This window comes from Enterococcus sp. AZ067 (assembly GCF_051715005.1).
In the GTDB taxonomy this organism is placed as follows: domain Bacteria; phylum Bacillota; class Bacilli; order Lactobacillales; family Enterococcaceae; genus Enterococcus_D; species Enterococcus_D casseliflavus.
Genome location: NZ_JBIOSY010000001.1, coordinates 3635228 through 3657509, shown reverse-complemented (window position 1 = coordinate 3657509; position 22282 = coordinate 3635228). Strand labels below are relative to the sequence as shown.

Annotated in this window: 18 protein-coding genes; 13 read left to right on the top strand and 5 right to left on the bottom strand. The window is 40.4% G+C overall.

The window, feature by feature from the left end:
* Positions 1 to 67: 67 nt before the first annotated feature.
* Positions 68 to 1234 carry a restriction endonuclease subunit S gene (locus IGI82_RS17380; RefSeq protein WP_438842615.1) on the top strand — a complete coding sequence of 389 codons (1167 nt, stop codon included), beginning with the start codon at positions 68 to 70 and terminating at the stop codon, positions 1232 to 1234.
* 15 nt (positions 1235 to 1249) lie between these two features.
* Positions 1250 to 2866 (top strand): type I restriction-modification system subunit M, encoded by a 1617-nt coding sequence (locus IGI82_RS17375; protein ID WP_438842568.1) that lies wholly within the window; start codon positions 1250 to 1252, stop codon positions 2864 to 2866.
* Between the two features lie 382 nt (positions 2867 to 3248).
* On the opposite strand, the gene IGI82_RS17370 is transcribed toward IGI82_RS17375, so the two are convergent.
* The gene (locus tag IGI82_RS17370) at positions 3249 to 3470 is read right to left on the bottom strand and encodes a helix-turn-helix domain-containing protein (protein WP_438842567.1); all 222 of its coding nucleotides are present in this window, start codon (positions 3468 to 3470) and stop codon (positions 3249 to 3251) included.
* A gap of 256 nt (positions 3471 to 3726) precedes the next feature.
* On the opposite strand from IGI82_RS17370, the gene IGI82_RS17365 reads away from it, so the two are divergent.
* From IGI82_RS17365 to IGI82_RS17320, 10 genes are all read left to right on the top strand, one after another.
* A complete protein-coding gene (locus IGI82_RS17365; protein WP_438842566.1) occupies positions 3727 to 6774 on the top strand; it encodes a glycoside hydrolase family 2 TIM barrel-domain containing protein in 3048 nt (1015 codons plus the stop codon).
* Complete coding sequence (locus IGI82_RS17360; RefSeq protein WP_438842565.1) at positions 6771 to 8066, top strand: ABC transporter substrate-binding protein; 1296 nt, start codon at positions 6771 to 6773, stop codon at positions 8064 to 8066. The genes IGI82_RS17365 and IGI82_RS17360 overlap by 4 nt, the downstream gene beginning before the upstream one ends.
* A 22-nt stretch (positions 8067 to 8088) precedes the next feature.
* Positions 8089 to 8970, top strand: a complete 882-nt coding sequence (locus IGI82_RS17355; RefSeq protein ID WP_015510593.1) for a carbohydrate ABC transporter permease — start codon at positions 8089 to 8091, stop codon at positions 8968 to 8970.
* Positions 8967 to 9782, top strand: coding sequence for a carbohydrate ABC transporter permease (locus tag IGI82_RS17350; RefSeq protein WP_375838794.1), 816 nt, complete (start codon positions 8967 to 8969; stop codon positions 9780 to 9782). Before IGI82_RS17355 ends, IGI82_RS17350 begins: the two co-directional genes overlap by 4 nt.
* 674 nt (positions 9783 to 10456) lie before the next feature.
* Positions 10457 to 11449 (top strand): ABC transporter permease, encoded by a 993-nt coding sequence (locus IGI82_RS17345; protein WP_005233042.1) that lies wholly within the window; start codon positions 10457 to 10459, stop codon positions 11447 to 11449.
* 15 nt (positions 11450 to 11464) lie between these two features.
* Positions 11465 to 12349 (top strand): carbohydrate ABC transporter permease, encoded by an 885-nt coding sequence (locus tag IGI82_RS17340; protein ID WP_005230433.1) that lies wholly within the window; start codon positions 11465 to 11467, stop codon positions 12347 to 12349.
* Between the two features lie 48 nt (positions 12350 to 12397).
* A complete protein-coding gene (locus IGI82_RS17335; RefSeq protein WP_002323465.1) occupies positions 12398 to 14005 on the top strand; it encodes an ABC transporter substrate-binding protein in 1608 nt (535 codons plus the stop codon).
* Positions 14006 to 15490 (top strand): glycoside hydrolase family 32 protein, encoded by a 1485-nt coding sequence (locus IGI82_RS17330; RefSeq protein ID WP_034869507.1) that lies wholly within the window; start codon positions 14006 to 14008, stop codon positions 15488 to 15490.
* Between the two features lie 176 nt (positions 15491 to 15666).
* On the top strand, positions 15667 to 16659 hold the full coding sequence (locus IGI82_RS17325; protein ID WP_008381799.1) for a LacI family DNA-binding transcriptional regulator: 993 nt from the start codon (positions 15667 to 15669) through the stop codon (positions 16657 to 16659).
* 51 nt (positions 16660 to 16710) lie between these two features.
* The gene (locus IGI82_RS17320; protein ID WP_002323462.1) at positions 16711 to 17580 is read left to right on the top strand and encodes an ROK family protein; all 870 of its coding nucleotides are present in this window, start codon (positions 16711 to 16713) and stop codon (positions 17578 to 17580) included.
* A gap of 432 nt (positions 17581 to 18012) precedes the next feature.
* Here IGI82_RS17320 and IGI82_RS17315 read toward each other — a convergent pair whose 3' ends face one another.
* Positions 18013 to 18552: a DUF1697 domain-containing protein gene (locus IGI82_RS17315; RefSeq protein ID WP_438842564.1), complete on the bottom strand. Its 540-nt coding sequence runs from the start codon at positions 18550 to 18552 to the stop codon at positions 18013 to 18015.
* A gap of 43 nt (positions 18553 to 18595) precedes the next feature.
* Here IGI82_RS17315 and IGI82_RS17310 point away from each other — a divergent pair, with 43 nt between their 5' ends.
* Positions 18596 to 18748, top strand: a complete 153-nt coding sequence (locus IGI82_RS17310) for a hypothetical protein (RefSeq protein WP_228766589.1) — start codon at positions 18596 to 18598, stop codon at positions 18746 to 18748.
* A gap of 78 nt (positions 18749 to 18826) precedes the next feature.
* On the opposite strand, the gene IGI82_RS17305 is transcribed toward IGI82_RS17310, so the two are convergent.
* Genes IGI82_RS17305 through citF form a run of 3 tightly spaced genes read right to left on the bottom strand, consistent with a single transcriptional unit; the run spans position 18827 to position 22282 of the window.
* Positions 18827 to 20218, bottom strand: coding sequence for an oxaloacetate decarboxylase subunit alpha (locus IGI82_RS17305; RefSeq protein ID WP_438842563.1), 1392 nt, complete (start codon positions 20216 to 20218; stop codon positions 18827 to 18829).
* Positions 20215 to 20769: a citrate lyase holo-[acyl-carrier protein] synthase gene (gene citX / locus IGI82_RS17300; RefSeq protein WP_050759624.1), complete on the bottom strand. Its 555-nt coding sequence runs from the start codon at positions 20767 to 20769 to the stop codon at positions 20215 to 20217. Before citX ends, IGI82_RS17305 begins: the two co-directional genes overlap by 4 nt.
* Positions 20750 to 22282, bottom strand: a complete 1533-nt coding sequence (gene citF / locus IGI82_RS17295) for a citrate lyase subunit alpha (RefSeq protein ID WP_213335044.1) — start codon at positions 22280 to 22282, stop codon at positions 20750 to 20752. The genes citX and citF overlap by 20 nt, the downstream gene beginning before the upstream one ends.

Genomic DNA, 22282 nt, shown 5'->3' with positions numbered 1-22282 from the left:
AGAAGTTAGGTAAACGTCAGTAATTTGCTTCTGATTTTGACAAAGAAATAAGGAAGATCAGAGGAGAATAAATATGAATGATGAAATAACAAATATACCGAAAATAAGGTTCAAAGGATACACGGAAGATTGGGAACAGCGTAAGTTGGGAGAAGTGATAAGGTTTTTAAATGGTAAAGCATATAAACAACAAGAACTACTAGATTCAGGAAAATACAGAGTTTTAAGAGTGGGTAATTTTAATACTAATGATAGGTGGTATTATTCAGACTTAGAACTTGAAGAAAATAAGTATGCTAACAAAGGTGATCTTTTATATTTATGGGCGACAAGCTTTGGTCCTGAGATATGGAATGAAGAAACTGTAATCTACCATTATCATATTTGGAAACTTGAATTTTTGACTAATGAACTCGACAAACAGTATTTATATACTTGGCTATTGACTGATAAAGAAAAAATTAAGCAAACAACAAACGGAACTACGATGGTGCATGTGACTAAAGGGATTATGGAACAAAGACTATTTCAGTTTCCAAAAGATGTAAAGGAACAACAAAAAATCGGCACCTTCTTTAAACAACTCGACGACACGATCGCTCTTCATCAGCGAGAGCTTGATCTGTTAAGAAAAACAAAACAGACATATCTTCAAAAAATGTTCCCAAAAACAGGTGAAGATAGACCAGAAATTCGTTTCACTGGATTTACTGAACCTTGGGAACAGCGTAAGTTGGGAGAACTGACTAAAACTACAATTGGTGAATTTGTAATTAGAAGTAAGCAGAACCCGGCGGGGGATTATCCTGTTTATAATGGTGGTAAGACATATACCGGATTTTATGATGAGTATAATAATGAATCAAATAAGATTGTTATTAGTGCACGTGGAGCTAATGCAGGGTTTATAAATCTTGTAAAAACCAAATATTGGGCAGGAAATAGTTGCTACTCTGTTGACATTATTAATAAAAAAGATATTAATTTAGACTATCTTTATCAATTTATGAAAAATAAACAACATTTTTTTACTGATTATCAACAAGCAGCAAATATCCCATCAGTATCAAAGAAAGATGTTGAAACTTTCAGTATTTTACTTCCAAGTCTTAGCGAACAACAAAAAATCGGCTCTTTCTTCAAACAACTCGACGACACTATCGCTCTTCATCAACACAATTTGAACGCATTAAAAGAAATGAAAAAATCATTACTACGACAAATGTTTGTCTAAAAGGAGAAAAAATAAATGAGTACTGCAAATGAAATTACAAAAAAACTATGGGCAATGGCCAATAAGTTACGTGGAACTATGGACGCAAGCGAGTATAAGAACTATATTTTACCATTTATGTTCTATCGTTACTTATCCGAAAATCAAGATACCTATTTAACAAAAAATGGTTTGGAAGAATACTACGAAGTAACAGATCCAGAAGAAAAAGAAGATTACTTAGAAGATATTAGTCGTGGGATTGGCTATGCTATTGATCCCGAATATACATGGGATCAATTAGTATCTAAGATTGAAAACCATCAAATCAAAGCCAGTGATTTCCAAGACATGCTAGATTCATTTAATGTAAATGCAAAACGTAATCCTGTTGCTGAAGATGATTTTGCGAATGTTTTTTCGGATATTAACCTCGGTGATACACGTTTAGGATCAAATACAAATGAGCGTGCAAAAGCGTTAAACGATGTTGTATTAATGGTGAACGACTTTAATTTTAAAGATGAATCGGGACACGATATTTTAGGAGATGTCTACGAATACCTAATCGGACAATTTGCAGCTAATGCTGGGAAAAAAGGTGGCGAATTTTATACACCACATGAAGTTAGTCAAGTCCTAGCAAAAATCGTTACCAAAGATGCGAAAGCTGATGGTCATCAATTTCGTGTGTACGATCCCGCGATGGGATCAGGCTCATTATTGCTAACGGTAAAAAATGAATTACCTGATGGACATAAATCAGGTAGTGTTGATTTCTATGGTCAGGAATTGAATACTACAACATATAACTTAGCTCGTATGAACTTAATGATGCATGGCATTAATTATCGCAACATGAACTTAAAACGTGGGGATACACTTGAGGCAGATTGGCCATTTGCAGAAAAAGAGGGGATGCAGATTCCGATAAAATTTGATGCTGTCGTTGCCAATCCTCCCTATTCAGCCAAATGGGACGTAAAAGGAATTGACCGTGAAAAAGATACGCGCTTTAAAGGATTTGGTGTTGCACCAGCATCAAAAGCTGATTATGCCTTTATTTTGCACGGACTATATCATTTGGACAAAAATGGGACAATGGCGATTGTATTGCCGCATGGAGTATTATTCAGAGGCGCTGCAGAAGAGAGAATTCGCAAAAATATTATTGATAATAACTTATTGGATACTGTAATTGGAATGCCACCGAATCTTTTTTACGGAACAAGCATCCCTACCTGTGTATTGGTATTTAAGGGAAGAGAGGCACGTACAACTAAGGATATTTTATTCATCGATGCATCCAATGAATTTGATAAAGGGAAAAACCAAAACAAACTTACGTCAGCTAATATTGCGAAAATTATTGAAACATATGAGAATCGTGAAGATATTGAAAAATATGCATATGTAGCGTCTTTAGATGAGATTAAAGAAAATGATTACAACTTAAATATTCCGAGATATGTAGATACCTTTGAAGAAGAAGAAGTTACACCATTGCCACAGTTAGCGCAAGAACTAGCAGAAGTGAGACAGGAAATCGCGGAATCAACCGATAAACTATTTGAAATGCTGAATGAACTACAAGGCACAACAGATGAATCTCAAGAAGAATTGCAAAAGTTTATGAATATGCTTAACAAATAAAACTGAGTGTAAGAAATTTTTTTCTTTTTTTACCTTGCTTATTTTATTAGTTTTCATCCATGAGAAATCAGAATATAGTAATTTCTGGTTTCTCATGGATGATTTTTTATGATGATAGTTTCTTGTATTTATAACATATAATAAGGAGCTTATTTTTTATAAAGATACTTAGTAGTGCAATTTTTTCATTTATACATAAAAAATGTTGCTTATAAGAGTAACAGGTAGTATAATAAGCACCGAATGATACTTATATAAGTATCATTCGGTGCTTATTATTTTATTTCGGAGGTTATGGATGAATAATTTTGATTGGAACTCAAGAGGTTTTCCATGATCAATCGCATCTAGTATTATTATCTTTTTCTATTTATGAAAACTTTTATTTATCTTCAATCGTCAAAATCTCACGAATATCATCTATATTCAAAGCTTCAGCTATTCGCTCGATGTATTCAATATTGATCCGTTGACGTTTTCCACTGGATAATTCACTTAGTCTTGCAATGTCTATATCTGCTCGCCTAGAAAGCTCCCGTAAAGAAATATTATGTTTTTTCACAAGTTCTTGAATATGAATCACCAATATCTTTTCCTTATACACAAAATCACCCCTTTTATTGATGCTTATATAAGTATCGTAGAATAAAACACTTCTTGTTGTGTTACTCATTAAGCAATCATTAGACAGTTTTTTTGTTTAGCTTTTTAAAAGAGAAAATGCTTCTAGCTAAATTTATAAGAATAATTTCAAATATTGGTTCAGCTAGTCACCATAAGAAGAGAGAATCACAAATGGAAATAAACTACCTTAGTTTCTTAGATGCAACAAAATAATATATTTATTTAAGGAGGAAGCTATGTTCCAAGAAAAAATATTCAATCCAGCAATACTACATGAAAACCGCTTGTCACCTCGAACCAGTTTTTTTAGTTATGAAACGGTCGCAGCAGCTATGCAAGGAGATCCGCAGGCATCTTTTGGGTATCAGTCATTAAATGGACTGTGGGATTTTTATTTGGGTGAGGCAGAAAATCAAATTGTGTATGAACAAAAAATTGAGGTGCCTGCTCATTGGCAGTTTCAAGGGCATGGAAAACCAATTTATACGAATGTCCAGTATCCTTTTCCAATTGATCCGCCATTTGTTGCGATGGAGAATCCAACCGCCTTTTATCGAAAAGCATTTATTGTGGAGGACATTGATCTTGAGCATGTGCTCCACTTTGAAGGTGTGGAATCGGTGTTTGAAGTGCATGTCAATGAGCAATATGTTGGCTACAGCACCGTCAGTCGCTTGGTATCTGAGTTTGATATCACACCATATCTTCAAAAGGGCAAAAATGTCCTTAGTGTAAAGGTGAAGCAGTGGAGCGCGATGAGCTATGTCGAGGATCAAGATATGTGGTGGCTTGGTGGAATTTTTAGAGAAGTCTACTTGTTTTCCCGTAAGCCGCAGTCGATTCAAAATGTAACGATCCAAGCAGATTTATGCAATCAATACAAAGATGGCATCTTGGAAGTTTCGCTTTTCTTTCAGCCTACAATGCCAGAGCAGTTAGAAAGAACGATAGAAATCGAATTGCTAGATCAAGAAAATGTAACCGTTTTAAAGAAAGCTGAGAAAACCCAAAGAGGAGCAAAAGCGGATTGGACGATTTCCGCAACCATTGAAGGGATAATTCCTTGGAACGCAGAAGAACCATATCTATACCATCTGTTGGTGAAACAGTATCAAGGCGAGGAACTGTTGGAGGTCATTCCGTTCCAAGTCGGCTTTAGACAGATTTCCATAGTTGACGGTATTTTCCAAATTAATGGAAAGCGGGTGGTGCTAAAGGGCGTCAATCGCCATGAATGGCATTGTGAGTCTGGTAGAAGTCTGACAGTTGAGACGATGGAACAAGATGTGCAGATGATGAAAGCATTTAATATCAATGCTGTACGGTGTTCTCATTACCCAGCAGACACAAGTTTTTATCACCTGTGTGATCGTTATGGGCTGTACGTCATTGACGAAGCAGACATTGAAACCCATGGGATGGATATCACCCAAAGGATCAATGAATTGAGCAGTAGTGAGGAATGGTTGCCGACGTATTTAGACCGAGCAAAAAGAATGGTCGAAAAAAATAGAAACCATCCTTCGATCATTTTCTGGTCGTTAGGAAATGAGTCTGGCTATGGGAAAAACCATTTGAAGATGGCGCAGCTGATCAAGGAATTAGATCCCAGTCGTCTGGTTCATTATGAAGGAGAAGCACGGCACTTGAAAGCCTTGGGAGAATGGCAAGCGTGCCAAGCATCTGATGTCGTTTCGACTATGTATACATCTGTTGGCGAAATGGCAGAACAGGGGGAACGTTCACTAACACAACCGCATATCTTATGTGAATATGATCATGCGATGGGCAATGGTCCCGGTGGATTGAGTGATTATCTGGAATTGTTTTATCGCTATCCTCGGTTGCAAGGCGGCTTTATTTGGGAATGGATCGACCATGGCATCAAGAGCATAGATCGCGTTTCTGGTGAAACGTACTACAAGTATGGCGGTGATTTCGCAGAGGAAATCCATGATGGCAACTTTGTGATTGATGGATTACTATTTCCAGATCGTACGCCATCGCCAGCATTGTTTGAGTATAAGAAAGTGATTCAGCCTGTCAAAATCACCTTCCAGCTCTCAGAACAGACCTGTCGCATCACTAACCGTTTCGACTTTCGAAATTTAGCGTCTTTACAGCCAGTCCTGCAAATCAAAGAAGACGATCAGGTGATTTTCTTACAAGAGTTGCCAAGAATCGATCTCCTGCCTCAGGAAGAAACGATCATTTCCCTACCAGAAGAAGCTACGCTGAGCTTAGCAGGAAGAGCACAGGCAGTGGTCACGCTGTTTTTCTTTGAAGAAAGTGCGCCAGATTTGTCTTTAGAACACGCAATTGCTTGGGAACAAGCCATCATTGATCAACCAGTAAAAAGCGTACAAATACCTAAAGCGGATGCCTTTCACTGTTCAGAAACGGCCGATGAACTGAGGATTACTTTGGCTAAGCAGACCTATATTTTTCATAAGAAAACAGGTACCTTGAGCCAGTGGCTCATCGAAGGGCAAGCCTTGCTTACTGAACCGCTTGAAATGAACTTTTGGCGGGCACCGACTGACAACGACTTGTTAGGTAGTGAAGAGTTTGGTTCGGCAAGCATCGCCAAGGAATGGGAAGCGTTTCGTATTCGCCACTTAAAGGAGCGTGTGCTCGCCTTTACCTATGAACAGCGCCCTGATGAAATAAAAGTCGAGATTCGCCGCAACAGCATGCCTATTTCTCTCGACTGGGGAATTGAATTGTCCTTTACGTATCTGCTTTCATTGGCAGGCGATATTCGTGTAGCAGTCCAAGGAACCCCGTTTGGCAACGGGCCGAAAACCCTGCCGCGAATCGGTGTGCAGCTGATGATGGATAAAGAACATCAGAACGTGCAGTGGCTGGGACTTGGGCCGCATGAAACCTATCCTGATAGTTGCCAAAGCGGGTTTTTCGATTGGTGGGAAAGAACCGTTCCAGAGATGCACACGCCGTATGTGCGGCCGCAAGAAAATGGCAACCGCATGAAGACCAAATTCTTCCGTTTGTCTAAGCCTTCTGGAGCGGGACTGACTATTTTCAGCAAATCGTTGAATTTTAGTGTGCATCACTACACCCAGAACAATTTGGAACAAGCGACCCATGCCAATCAATTAGAAACCAGCGATGCAGTTGCCCTCAACATTGACTATGGGGTGCAAGGATTAGGAAGTGCCAGTTGCGGTCCCGGCATTTTACCGAAGTATTTATTAAAAAATCAGGCATTTGCCTTTGATTTTCATATGAATTATCAAAAAAAAGTGGAAGGAGCAAAACAATGAAAAAAATAGCTTTATGTATGGCAATGATAGGACTAGGAGGCTTAGCTGCTTGTGGGAATGGCAGCGATACGCCAGAGCGTGAGGGGGGCGATCAAAACGGCGCAGAGGAAATCACCATTTGGGCGTGGGACCCAAAATTCAATATCGCAGCCTTTGAGTTGGCGGAATCATACCATCAAGAAGAAAACCCTGATTTTAAAATCAATGTCACTGAGATTTCCCAACAAGACAGCGTACAAAAAATGAATACCATCTTTAGTTCAGGCAGTACCCAAGGATTGCCTAATATCGTCTTGATTGAAGATTTTCGCGCTCGTAATTTTTTAGAAGTGTTTCCAGAGTATTTCGTTCCATTGACTGAGTATATAAATGTTGACGATTTTATGGATTACAAAATCGAGGTGTCTTCGATCGATGGCGAGCAGTATGGGATGCCGTTTGATTCAGGGGTAGCAGGCGTTTACTTGCGAAAATCGATCATTGAAGAAGCGGGCTTGGAGCTGTCAGATTTCACCAATATCACTTGGCAAACCTTTAATGAATTGGGGATCCGTGTGAAAGAAGCAACTGGCAAACGATTGCTGTCTATCGATATGAACGATCTAGGACATTTGCGAATGATGATGCATTCCAGTGGTTATTGGTATACCGCAGAGGATGGTGAAACGCCGTTTATTGACGGCAATCCTTCTTTGAAACAAGGGCTTGAAGATTTGAAAATGCTGCTTGATTCAGGAGTAATGACAACGCATAATGGCTGGGACCAAATGCTAGCAGGTTTTAACAGCGGCGAAGTAGCGGGCGTTTTACAAGGCAACTGGATCACTCCATCGGTGAAAGCAGAAGAAAGCCAAAGTGGCGATTGGGCAGTCGTTCCCGTACCAAAGCAAGAATCGATCGAAGGTTCTGTCAATGCGACCAATCTCGGAGGTTCGTCAATTTATGTGTTAGATATCGATGGGAAAGAAGAAGCCCTGAGCTATATTGCTGACGTATTCGGCAAAAATATCGCCTTTTACGAAGAGCTGATTCAAACCGTCGGAGCAATCGGTTCTTACGTTCCCGCTTCACAAGGAGATGCGTATCATGCACCAGATCCTTTCTTCGACGATCAGGCTATCTATCAAGATTTCATGAACTGGGCAAATGAAATTCCTTCGGTAAACTTTGGGAAAAACACTTATGCGTTGGAAGACATCATGAATCAAGGCTTTTTGGACTATGTCAATGGAGCAGATTTGGATGAAGTCTTAAAAAATACGCAAATGATTGCTGACAATCAATTGAATTAACACGGACTGAGGGGCATGTACGATGAAAAATAAATTATTTTATAAAAAAGGAGTGATCACGGGGTGGCTATTTATTGCTATCCCAACACTCTTAATCTTCTTTTTCTCTTTTTATCCAATGATCCAAGCGTTTCTATTATCCTTGCAATCAGGAAGCGGCACCGGGCTGACCTTTAGCGGACTCGCAAATTATCGGCGGCTGTTTTCGGATCAAACCTTTTTGACAGCCACGAAAAATACCTTGATCTTTTTGGGCTTTCAAGTGCCTGTCATGGTCTTGCTGGCCATGTTCTTTTCCGTCCAGCTCAATCAGAAAACCCTAAAGCTGAAAGGCCTGTTTCGGACGATCATTTTTTTACCAGCAGTGACGTCATTAGTCGCATACTCCATGGTCTTTAAATCACTGTTTGCAACAAATGGCGTGGTGAACGCCCTTTTAGTGAGACTGTCGATTGTCTCTGAGCCAATCGCCTTTTTCTCCAGTCCCTTTTGGGCAAAAGTCATTATCATTTTAGCCATCACTTGGCGCTGGACCGGCTACAATATGATTTTCTTTTTATCGGCTTTGCAAAATATCGACCCAGCAATTTATGAAGCTGCTAGAATCGATGGTGCTTCTCCAACGAAACAATTTTTTAAAATCACCGTCCCTTTGCTAAAGCCAGTCATTTTATTTTCAGCCGTGACCTCAACGATTGGCACACTACAGTTATTTGATGAACCGATGAACTTGACCCAAGGGGGACCAGGAAACGCCACATCGACGATTTCCCAATATATTTATAATCTCTCCTTTCGCTATACACCAGATTTTGGCTACGCCTCTGCAGTTTCTTATGCCATTGTCGTCATGGTCATCTTCTTTTCCATGATCCAATTTAAGATCGGAGGAGAGGACAAATGAAAAAAGTAGGCACATATGTATTTTTAGGTGTTTTTACCATTCTGTTTGCCTTTCCCTTTTATTTCATGTTAGTGAGTATCACCAATCCTACCGTAAATATCATGCAAGGCAAACTATTGCCAAGTACACATTTGCTAGAAAACTGGCGTAACCTAGTCGCAACCTATGACTTGAAACAAGTATTCTTTAATAGTGCAAGAATTGCGTTGTTACAGACGATTTTATCCGTGACGATCGCTTCGTTGGCCGGCTACGGATTTGAGATCTATCAAAGCCGATTAAAAAATATGCTTTTTAATATTTTGCTTTTGTCGATGATGTTGCCTTTTGCCGCCACCATGATTCCGCTGTTTCGAATCTTCGGCAGCTTTTCAGCGACGATTCCTTTTATTGGACTCGATACAGTAGCTTCAGTCATTTTGCCAACACTATCGACCGCCTTTCTGATTTTCTTTTTCAGACAAAACACAAAAATGTTTTCCAAGTCACTGCTTGAAGCTGGGCGAATGGATGGTCTGTCGGAACTAGGCTTGTTTTTCCGAATATACATGCCAACCATGAAAACAACTTATGCGGCAGCTGCCATCATTACCTTCATCAATAGTTGGAACAGCTACCTTTGGCCGTTGATCACCCTTCAATCACCAGAAAAGCAAACCTTTCCCCTGATGATTTCTGCCATCGGTGCCGCCAATAATCCAGATTATGGCTTAATGATGTTAGCAATCGTGATCGCAACTCTGCCAACAATGGTGGTCTTCTTCTCGCTGCAAAAGTATTTTGTGGCTGGGATGCTGGGATCGGTGAAGTAGGGAAAAGCTATATGCGAGAAAATACTAGCTCATCGTTAGAAAATTTGATTCCATAAAAGAAGATCCGTATATCGATTTGGAGTAAATTCACAATTTTTGTGAGTTTACTCTTTTTTCGCTAATTTCTTTCAGTTGGCGGATGAAAAGTGAATACTCCTAATTCCTGCATTTTTTTCAATCCTGATTGGCGACCTTAGTTTTCCGAGATTCCCCTAAAAGCTCATCTAACAGCTCCTAACCTTATATACATTTACATATCTAACTCTTATCTTTTCGCTTTTAGTTAGTTAAAAAGCAAAAAATAAATGTGAATCCGAGCTATTTTTAAATAATTAACCAGATAATCTTCCGATTGGAACGGTTAAATAGTGAATGATTGGTAGAAAAGAGATTAGAGGATGCGAGTTGTGATAAGTAAACTCATAAAAGAAGAATGCTAGAAAAGTAGAGAAAAATAGGATTAATGAAATAATCGAGATCCTTATTTTTTAACAATTTTCGAAAACCATAAATGAATTGAAGGAAGCTTAGTGTGGGTGAAAGAATAATTACAAAAAAATATTGACTTAAAAAAATGGCTATGGTAATCTATAAACGAAAATAGTGGGAACGTTTCCAAAAAGCGTCTTCGTTAAATTTTTATTTTTTTAAACAAAAATGGAAACGTTTCTAAAATGTATTGGGAGGAGATTGAATTGGAAAAGACATTGGGACCAGGTGGTGAGATAAGGGCGGTACAACGGGATAAAAAAAATATCTCGAAGTGGGAAAAATTAAAGAAACAGTTGCGGCGTGATAAGTGGATGTACTTGTTGCTCTTACCAGGTATCATCATGACGTTTATCTTTAAGTATGTGCCAATGTACGGTGCTGTGATTGCATTTAAAGACTATAATCCTATGCTAGGAATTTTGGAAAGTCCTTGGGTAGGACTAGATCACTTTAGGGAATTTATCAGTTCACCAAATTTTACACTTTTGCTGAGCAACACATTAAAAATTAGCATTTATGGTTTATTGTTAGGTTTTTTTCCACCAATTATTTTAGCACTGAGCTTGAATCAAATTATCAATAAAAAAATAAAACAGAAAATCCAGTTGATTCTATATGCGCCGAATTTTATCTCAGTAGTTATTATCGTGGGTATGCTGTTTTTGTTCCTATCCGCAAATGGACCTATTAATGGGTTAGTAGAAAAGGTTACGGGGCAACCAATTATGTTCATGTCTAATCCAGCTTATTTCAGAACGATTTATATTTTATCTGGAATTTGGCAAGGAATCGGCTGGTCATCCATTCTTTACACCGCAACACTGGCGGGAGTCAGTACCGATTTATATGAAGCAGCAAATATCGATGGGGCAAATATTTTACAAAAGATTTGGCATATCGATTTGCCTGCATTGAGGCCTGTGATGGTGATCAGCTTCATCTTGGCCGCCGGCGGTATTATGAATGTAGGATATGAAAAAGCCTACTTGATGCAAACTTCAATGAACATCCCTGCCTCAGAAATCATTTCCACTTATGTATACAAAGTCGGCTTGCAATCAGGTGATTATGCCTACTCTGCTGCTGTTGGTCTGTTCAATATGATTATTAATGTCGTTTTATTACTGATTGTCAACAATATAACCAAGCGGCTAAACGATGGTCAAGGCTTGTAATGAAAGGAGAAAATTATGAATAGTGCTTTATCAAAAATCGACCGTCAAATCTTATGGTTGAACCGAGTGATTGTAACATTTTTAGTCGTTATCACCATTGTTCCGCTGATTTATGTACTGGTAGCTTCTTTTATGGACCCAGCTACTTTGATCAATAAAGGTATAAGCTTCAATCCGAAAGATTGGACAATACAAGGATATCAGCGGGTATTTGCAGATGATTCCATTTTACGCGGTTTTGTAAATTCGTTGTTTTACTCTTTTAGCTTCAGCTTATTGACTGTATTTATTACGATGATCACTGCGTATCCTTTGTCTCGACCTAACTTGGCTGGGAAAAAGATTATTATGACTTTTTTTGTCATTACAATGTTCGTGGGTGGCGGCTTGATACCTACCTATTTATTGGTAAAGAACTTGGGCATGTTAGATAGTGTATGGGCGATTATCGTACCAGGTGCTATAAATGTGTGGAATATTATCTTAGCGCGTACCTATTTTAGTGCTTTGCCAAAAGAACTTTCTGAAGCTGCTACTATCGATGGGGCCAATGACTTGCAAATACTGTTCAAAGTCATGCTTCCATTAGCTAAACCAATTATGTTCGTGTTGTTTCTATATGCCTTTGTTGGACAATGGAATTCATACTTTGACGCCATGATCTATATCAAAGATCCCGACTTACAGCCGTTGCAACTTGTATTAAGAAATATTTTGATCCAAAACCAACCCTCACAAGACATGGTGGGAGCCAATACAGCCATGGCAGAAATGAAACAAATTGCTGAGTTGATTAAATACGCAACGATCGTCATTTCTAGTCTGCCATTAATCATAATGTATCCTTTCTTCCAAAAATATTTTGATAAAGGTGTTTTAGTTGGTTCTGTTAAAGGATAAGTATTGTTCACTATTTGTATGAATAAAAATTATAAAGGAGATTTTAAGATGAAAGCAAAATGGATGCTGCCAATCGTTTTTACTTCCGTACTAATTTTGGGGGCTTGTGGAGGCTCAAAAGAAAAGAGTACATCAAGCCCTGATTATGAATTAGAAAATGTCTCTTTTCCATTGAAAGAAAAAGTATCTTTAAAAATGATGTCTCAAAGTGCCCCTTTGGCTCCCAATGATCCTAATGACAAATTGATTTTCCAGCGATTAGAAGAAGAGACCAATCTCCATATTGATTGGACAAACTACAGTAGTGATTTTGCCGAAAAAAGAAATTTGGATATCGCTAGTGGTGATTTACCAGATGCCATCTTCAACGCCGCTGCAGGTGACTATGATTTATTAAACTGGGCGGAAAGTGGTGTTATTGTACCGATTGAAGATTTGATCGAAGATTATATGCCAAATCTGAAGAAAATTTTTGATGAAAACCCCGAATACCGACAAATGTCTACTGCACCTGATGGTCACATTTACTCTATGCCTTGGATTGAAGAATTAGGCGAAGGAAAAGAGTCGATTCATACAGTAAATGGGATGGCTTGGATCAACAAGGAGTGGTTGGATAATTTGGGTCTTGAAATGCCGCAAACCACTGATCAGTTGATGACTGTGTTGGAGGCTTTCAAGACGCAAGATCCAAATGGTAATGGTGAAGCAGATGAAATTCCTTTTAGCTTTATTAACAATGGAGGAAACGAAGACTTAAAATTTTTAATGGGGGCATTCGGTCTAGGTGATAATGATGACCACTTAGTCGTTGATAACGATGGCCAAGTACAATTTACTGCTAACAAAGAAGGGTATAAAGAAGCCATCAAATATTTCAACGAAATGAATAATAAAGGTCTTATTGATAAAGAGGCTTTCGAACAAGATTGGAATACGTATGTTGCCAAAGGGAAAGAACATAAGTATGGCGTGTACTTTACTTGGGATAAAGCAAATATCACGGGTGCAGATGATAGTTATGACGTCTTGCCAGTCTTAGCGGGACCAGATGGAACGAAACACGTTACTCGTACGAATGGCATGGGTTTCTCAAGAGATCGTTTCGTAATTACTAGTGCGAATAAAAACTTGGAACTTACAGCTAGGTGGATAGATAAAATGTATGAACCGTTACAGTCTGTCCAAAATAACTGGGGAACCTACGGTGATGAAGCACAGGCGAATATTTTTGAATTAAAGGATGGTATGTTAAAACATTTGCCTTTAGAGGGGACAGCACCGGGGGAACTAAGACAAAAAACCGAAGCTGGAGGACCATTAGCAGTTCTTGATTCTTATTACGGCACAGTCACTACTATGCCAGATGATGCGAAGTGGCGTTTAGATTTGATGCATGACACGTATTTGCCATATATTACAGAAGACAATATCTATCCACGTGTCTTTTTAGAAAAAGAAGAAACAGATCGATTAGCAAAAATTGAAACAGATATGTGGGATTACATCTATCGCAAAAGAGCAGAGTGGATCACCGGCGGTAAAATCGATGAAGAATGGGAAGAATACCTTGCTGAATTGGAACGTGTAGGTTTGGAAGAATGGATTCAAATAAAACAAACTGGCTATGATAATTTTTTGAAGGGAGCACAATAAGTGTTAGTAGAAGAAACGGCGATTTTGGATAAAGCAAATCGATTTATTGAAATGATGCGAGGAAAAGTTAACCCTCAGTATCGACAAAACTATCATTTTTCCGCACCCATCGGGTGGATAAATGACCCCAATGGGTTTATATATTACAAAGGGCATTACCATCTCTTCTATCAATACTATCCTTACGATAGTCGATGGGGGCCCATGCATTGGGGGCATGCGCGCAGTAGTGATTTGGTCCATTGGGAAGATCTACCAGTAGCGTTAGCCCCAGATCAACCTTATGACAGCGGCGGGTGTTTCTCAGGAAGTGCAATTGAAAGAGACGGAAAACTATATTTATTTTATACAGGCTGTCAAGAAATTGATGGTATTAGCCATCAGCATCAATGTTTGGCGGTCTCTGAAGATGGTATTCATTTTAGCAAATACAGTGGTAATCCTGTGGTAGCAGAAAAACAGCTAGGTGAAAATGGGCTGATACAAGAATTTCGTGATCCTAAAGTAATTGTTCACAACGATGCTTACTATATGGTAGTAGCTACTAAATCTACACAGTCTACTGGTAGAATAGTGATGTTTCAATCGTCAGATTTGTATACTTGGCACTTTTACTCTGTGTTGCTAGAAGGGACTTCAGAGCAAGGAATAATGTGGGAATGTCCTGATTTATTCCATTTAGACGGACGAGATGTCTTAATCATGTCTCCGATACAAATCAAGAAGAACGGACTGGAATATCATAATATCAGTTCTACCATGGCTTGTATTGGTGAGGTAAACTGGGAAACAGGTCAGATGATAGTTGATAATTTCCATGAAATGGATTTTGGAATGGATTTTTATGCACCACAAACAACAACAGATCCTAATGGTGGACGGGTGATGATTGCTTGGATGCAGATGTGGGATCGTACATTGCCTACACATGAGTTAGGCCATCTTTGGGCAGGCTCTATGAGTTTGCCCCGAGAGTTAAGAGTGAAAAAAAATCGATTGGTACAAAAGCCCATCTCAACTGTATATAGTCATTTAGTTTATCAACAAGGCAGTGAAAATATCGCAGTGACTGACACATCAGTCGTATTTCGAAACGCACTGTCGGATTCTTCATATTTACATCTAGTCGCAGATTTGGAGAAAGCAGAAGTTTTTACAATTGAATTACTGCGGTCTAAGACGGATTGTCTCAAACTAACTTATGACACTGCTAAACAGGTTTTTGAATTGGATCGTCAGAAACTAGGAAGAGAGCTTACAGGGGCGGAAGAAGAATCTCTGAATGTCCGAAAAGTTGAAGTACCTTTGATTGATAATCAGCTCGTTCTTGAGATTTTTAGAGATACCTCATCAGTTGAAGTCTTTATTAATGGTTTAGAAGTTATGACGGCTACTTTCTATGAGCTGGAAAAAGCTCGAGATATCTTGTTTCATTCGATTGGAGAAAGTCGTATTCAAGCTTTTGAAACAGCGAGTGTGAAATAAATGTTTGATTGCTTAGGCGGTGTATCAATTATTTAATAGGTTTTGAAGGATAATATTTTTAGAAAAGAACAGATAGCTAGATTTCCCATGGCTTTGCTATTAGTATTTTGAAAAAATTAGTAATTTATGACAAAATTCATTATACTAAACTTGTGCAGAAATGTGAGGGATCAACTATGAAAGCAACAATGAAAGATGTCGCAAAATTAGCAGGTGTCGGAGTAGGAACTGTTTCCCGGGTATTGAATAACGGCTCTGTTAAAGCTTCTACTAGAGAAAAAGTTGAAGCAGCAATGACAGAGTTAAACTATCAACCAGATTTTTATGCCCGGGGGTTAAAGATGAAGCATACGAATACGGTTGCTTTGATTCTACCCACTGTATGGCATCCATTTTTTGGCGAATTTGCCTACCATGTAGAAACAGCATTAGAAAGACAAAACTACAAGCTTTATTTGTGTAACTCCAGTGGTAATAGTGAAAAAGAACAAGAATATATCCAGATGGTCAGCCAAAATAAAGTAGACGGCATCATTGGAATTACTTATTCAGATATCGATGAATACATTTCGAGTAATCTGCCTTTTGTTAGTATTGACCGTTATTTCACTGAAGAGGTGATTTATGTGACCGCTGACAATGCGGCCGGTGGACGTTTGGCTGCAAATGAACTTTATCGCCGAGGATGTCAGAATGTAGCATATATCGGTGGGTACCAAGAAACACCGAATGAAACGAAGAGTCGTCGAAAATATTTTGAGATCGAGTGCCGTCAACTGGGGATTTCCTATAAAGCGTTAGATATGTTAGAACCTTTAGACCATCTCTCAGAACGTGTAACAAATTTTTTGTTAGAGAATCCCGATATCGATGGGATTTTTACGATCAACGATCCGATGGCATTAGCTGTCATTGGTATGCTTGAAAAAATAGGGAAAAACGTACCAGAGGATGTCCAAGTTATCGGATTTGATGGTCAAAAGATGACAGAAGGAGACCCTTATCTCGTCTCAACAATTGCCCAACCTACAAAGCAAATGGCGGAAGTGGCAGTGGCAAAATTAATTGCTGTCATTAATGGAGAGACAGTAGAAAAACGTACCGTATTGCCGATTGAATTTGGTGAAGGTGGAACAACGAAATCTTTAGTGAGAAACGATTTTGCTTAGTGCAAATACGTTTCTTTTTTTGAAAATGAGTGAATGAAAGGTGTAGATAAAATGTTATATGGCGGGATAGAAGCTGGTGGAACAAAGTTTGTCTGTGGGATTGGTAACGAACAATTACAAGTGATAGAACGGAAAAGTTTTCCTACCACAACACCAGAAGAAACGATGAAGCAAGTGTTTGATTTCTTTGATAAGTACAAAGGAAATATCGCATCAATTGGTGTAGGAGCATTTGGGCCTATTGATATTCAAATCGAATCAAGAACTTACGGATATATCACCAACACCCCGAAGTTAGCTTGGCAAAATTATCATTTTGTAGGAGCTTTGGAAAACGCCTTGTCGGTTCCCATCTATTGGACTACCGATGTAAATGCTGCTTGTTATGGAGAATATATGGCAGGGTATGGAAAAGGTAAAAATAGTGTTCTTTATTACACCGTTGGTACTGGTGTTGGTGGTGGTGCTGTAGTCGATGGAAAAATAGTCACAGGTTTCAGTCATCCTGAAATGGGACATATGCTCTTACAACGTCATAATGAAGATCAATTTGAAGGAATCTGTCCTTTTCATCATGATTGTTTGGAAGGGTTAGCCTCAGGCCCCGCGATTGAAAAACGCTTTGGAAGAAAAGCCCAGACCATTTCATTTGATCATCCTTATTGGGCGATTGAGGCAGATTATCTTGCTCAGTGTGTGTATAACACAACTTTACTATATGCACCGGAAGTAATAATTTTAGGTGGGGGTGTAATGAAACAGCCGCAACTACTCGAGTTGATTCGCCAAGCGTTTAAAGAAAAAATGGGTTCCTATGTGGATACCCCTGCTCTTGAAGAATACCTACTAACTCCAATGCTTGCTGACGATGCAGGTTTGATCGGCTGCTTAGCTTTAGCAATAAAGAAGTTGGAACAATAGCAGCATGTTAAAGAACGTGTGAGAGAGTTTTTATAGCAGTTAGGATAGATAAAAAGGTTAACTAAAATGAGAGCTAGTAAAAAGGATGGCTAATAATAGATGTTCATATATATTTTTTGCGTAATCGAATGTCGCAAATAAGAATTTTTTCTTTCGTTCTATACTATTGTCTAGTTGCCTCAAATTGATTCTTAATGCTTGGGTTTTGTTTTATCATAGATATTCAGTATAGAAATACACGATGTGAAAATCTATTATTCTTCTCGGTAGTTTATTGCTTCTAGTTGGGATGATTGCGTAGAAACTTAACGTCAGTTAAAGCGCGTCACGAATAGTAGTAACGAGAACTAATGAGACATTAGAATGTTATAAGAAACCCGTCAGAAGAGTCTGCCTGACGGGTTTTATAATTATTAGAAGGCTTGCTATTCCTCACATCTTCGCAATCTTCCGCACGGTATTGATAGTCCGAATCGTAATCTGTTTACCGACGCTGGTGCTGGCTGTTTTTTTCCACCAATTGGTTTTTTGATAGTCTTTGCGGATGTAGGACCAGAAAACGACGTCTTTGTAAGGGAAAACCTGTTCAAGGTCGGCATTTGGAGCCCCGAGTTTTTCAGATAACACCTCGTAGGTCAGTGAAGGCATCAAAAAGATCAGGTTGTCATAGATGGTTTTATCTTCCGTTCCTGACCAGTCAGGTCTATGGGTCAAGCGTTCCTGCAGGTCTCTTTGGCGAATGATATAAATAGCGATATCAAAGGAAAAGTACCGTTTGATCATTGCTTTAATCATTTCGGCAAGGGCTTGTGGATCATCATCTTCGCTAGAAAAAATCACATTGCCGCTATTCAAATAAGTGACCACATTGCTAAACCCCAGTTCTTCAAAACCGGCTTTTAATTCTTTCATAGAAATTTTGTTCTTTCCACCGACATTGATGCCTCTTAATAAAGCGATGTATCGTTGCATGGATAACCCCTCCTTTAAAACGCTTCTTTTAGCTGATTATAGAATGGATGGAGAAGAAGCACAATCCTGGCTTCTCAGCTACCCAAAATACGTGAGTGAGAAGCGATTAATGCAAGCTTATTGGTGGAGTGGCCGTGGCGTACGTATTTTTGCACTGCTGATTAGTAAAAAAGAAGAAACAGCCTATAGATGGTAATACCCCTCACAAATTTGCTAAAGCAAGCGAATTTGTGAGGGGCACTTTAAGTTGTTTTCTCTATTTCTGGTTTCATTGTTAATCCACCGCAATCCTCACAGATACGGTCTGTAAGGGGACGTCATAAAAGGGATCTTCTCGTCGGCCTAAAAAGTCTTGGGCTTGCTGAGGGAAGAGGGCGTACATCAGCACGTCTTCTTCGCTTTTGGCATACTCAGCGATTTCTTCCTTGAAGGCTGGCAATTGCGGTGCCAGTAGATCAGCTGGTCTGACGGTGATCACTTCGGCATCTCCGATAATTGTTTCTTTGATTTCGTCGCTGATGGGTGCTGGCGATTGTCCATAAAGTCCTTTGACGTAATCTTTGATCTCACTTGGGACAAGTTTGTAGCGTTCTCCTGAAATTACATTCATCAAGGCTTGAGTGCCGACCATTTGCGACAATGGGGTCACTAGCGGTGGATAACCCAAGTCCGCTCTGACTTTTGGTACCTCTGCTAGGACTTCTTCATACTTGTCTTGCAATCCTTGTTCCGTCAATTGGCTGAGTAGGTTCGACAACATGCCGCCAGGTACTTGATAGATCAAGGTTTTGGGTTCGATGTCTTTGACTTTCGGATTCAGCAGCCCTTCTTCACGGAAACGATCACGAACGGGATTGAAATGTTCTGCAATCTCAGCGACTTTCTGCAAATCAAGTCCAGTAGCAAAGCCGCAATCTTCTAAGGCGATCGCCACAGATTCGGTCGCTGGCTGACTGGTGCCGCCAGCAAAAGAGGAGATGGCAGTATCAATGATGTCTGCGCCAGCTTCCGCAACTTTCAAGTAAGTCATCTCAGCAATGCCGCTGGTGGCATGGGTATGGACTTCCAGCGGCAGATCGACCGCGTCTTTGATTCGGCTGACCAATTCGTAGCCGGTTTGCGGCGTCAAAACGCCTGCCATATCTTTGATACAGATAGAATCTGCGCCGAGGTCTGCCATTTTGTTGGCAAGGTCAACGAAGTAATCCACGGTATGGATCTGGCTAGTAGTATAAGAGATCGCCGTTTGACAGTGTCCACCCGCTGCTTTTGTGGCGCGGATGGCAGTTTCCAAATTGCGGACATCATTTAAAGCGTCAAACAAACGAAGAATGTCGATGCCGTTTTCGACCGATTTGGTCACAAAGTCAGCAACGACGTCATCGGCATAGTTTTTGTAACCTAAGAGATTTTGTCCCCGTAAGAGCATTTGCAGTTTGGTCTTTTTCACTTCTTTGCGGATCGCCCGCAATCTTTCCCATGGGTCTTCATTTAAAAAACGCAGACAAGCATCGAAGGTCGCGCCGCCCCACATTTCTAGGGCATGATAGCCTGCTTGGTCCATGGTTTTTAGAATCGGCAACATATCGCTGGTAGGCATTCGTGTAGCGATCAGACTTTGTTGGCCGTCCCGCAAGACGGTTTCGGTAAATTGGATTTTTTTCATTCTTTCACTCTTTCCTGAATGATTTTACGGATCTGCCGCTGCATGTCTGCCACGCTATGAGTTCTAGAACGGCCACAAACTTTGGCGTCTTGTTCACAGACGTAGCAGCTTCTTGCAGGCAGTCCAATTTCGGTGCGGCTGATAGGTAAAAGCTGGTCTTGGGTTTTGGTTAAGACATCCAGATCCACCAACCGGCCGTAAGGATGATTGGTCTCAATTTGAACCATCATTCGTTTTAGTTCATAAGGATCTGTGGGCAGTACGAGATAATATTCTGGTCCGGTCTCCAAACTGCGGTAGAGGTTTGCCAGTGGAATCAGTTCCTTGACGACCTCTTCGATTTCCGTAATGAGTTCTTCAAAAACGGCGGTCAATGAGGCAGAATTTTTCACAGGACCAGGAATATTCATGGTGGCAACAAGTAATGCCGCTTTTTCATCTGCAGCGAGAAGCTCCCGTTGAAGGGAGCTTCTATTTTCTCGCGCCTGCAGCATGTCGGTTAGCGTCACAGGGGTTCCTGAAAATAGGGCATCAGACATTTTTGACCACATCAATGATCGTGCCATCGCGGTATTCGATCAAAGCGACGGTTTTTTCCCCGTACTTGATTGGTTCGGGTTGACCGACAATGCTGTAGGCTTTTTCTTTTAATTCTTCAATGGTGTATTGGGGAATATCCAATGCTTCAAAATGGCTGATCAGGTCTTTGCGAGCTGGATTGATGGCGATCCCGATTTCTGTGACGACGACATCAATGCTGGCGCCTGGCGTGACGATCGTGTTGACGGTATCGACGATCGTTGGGATCCGTCCCCGCACGAGAGGAGCGATCACTAAGCTCATTTTGCACGCCATACTGGTATCTGAGTGTCCGCCAGAAGCACCGCGGATCACACCGTCAGAACCGGTGATGACATTGATATTGAAATCCGTGTCGACTTCCAGTGCGGAAAGAATGGCGGTATCCAATTGATTGATAAACGCCCCTTTGCTTAACGGTGAGGCATACATATTGGCATCGATCTCGTAATGATTGGCGTTTTTTCCTAGCGATTGTGCGGAAGGGTGATCAAAGTCTTGGACATCGATCAGTTTTTCCACTAATCCTTCTTCTAACAGTTCCACCATGGCATTGGTGATGCCGCCAAGGGCAAAGCTGGCTTTGATCTCATCTTGGATCATTGCTTCGCGTAAAAAACGAGAAACGGCTAATGCGGCACCGCCTGTTCCAGTTTGGAAGGAGAAGCCTTGTTGGTAGTAAGGCGAGCTCGTGATGACCTTGGCTGCATACTCAGCAATTAGCAATTCTTTTGGATTTTTGGTAAAGCGGGTCGCACCTTTTGCGATCCCTGCAGGATCACCGATGGCGTCGACTTCCACGACATAATCGACATCCGTTTGAGGAATGCTGATTGGGGTATTTGGAAACGGCACCAGGGTGTCGGTGATGATCACGACTTGGTCGGCGTATTTTGCATCGACCATCGCATAGCCCAATGAGCCGCAGGTTGCTTTTCCGACGGTGCCATTAGCGTTGCCATACGCATCTGAGCTAGGCGCTCCTAAGAAAGCGACATCGATGTGGATATCGCCGGCGGCAATCGCACGAGCACGACCGCCATGAGAACGGATAATGACTGGGGCATCCATAATGCCTTCGGAGATTGCGGCACCGACTTTGTCCCGCAGACCGCTGGAGGTGATATTGGTCACGACCCCAGATTTGATATGTCCGATCAATGGTTCATGGACATTGGCGATGGAACTAGGGGCAATCGCAAGATTCTTGATGCCCATTTTTGCGATCTCGTCCAAAACGAGATTCATGATAAAGTCCCCTTCGCGAAAATGATGGTGGAAGGAGATCGTCATGCCGTCCGTTAAACCTGTTTTTTCAATGGCTTCACGTATGCTGCCTAAGACCTTGCTCTTGCCTGGCAGGACTGGCTCGATCTTGCGACTCGCTTCTTTGTAGGCATGGATATTGGCCGTTTCATTTTCAAAGACCCCGTATTGGTTGGCATAGCATTCAGGGATGTCTTTTCCTGCTTTGTTTAACACCAT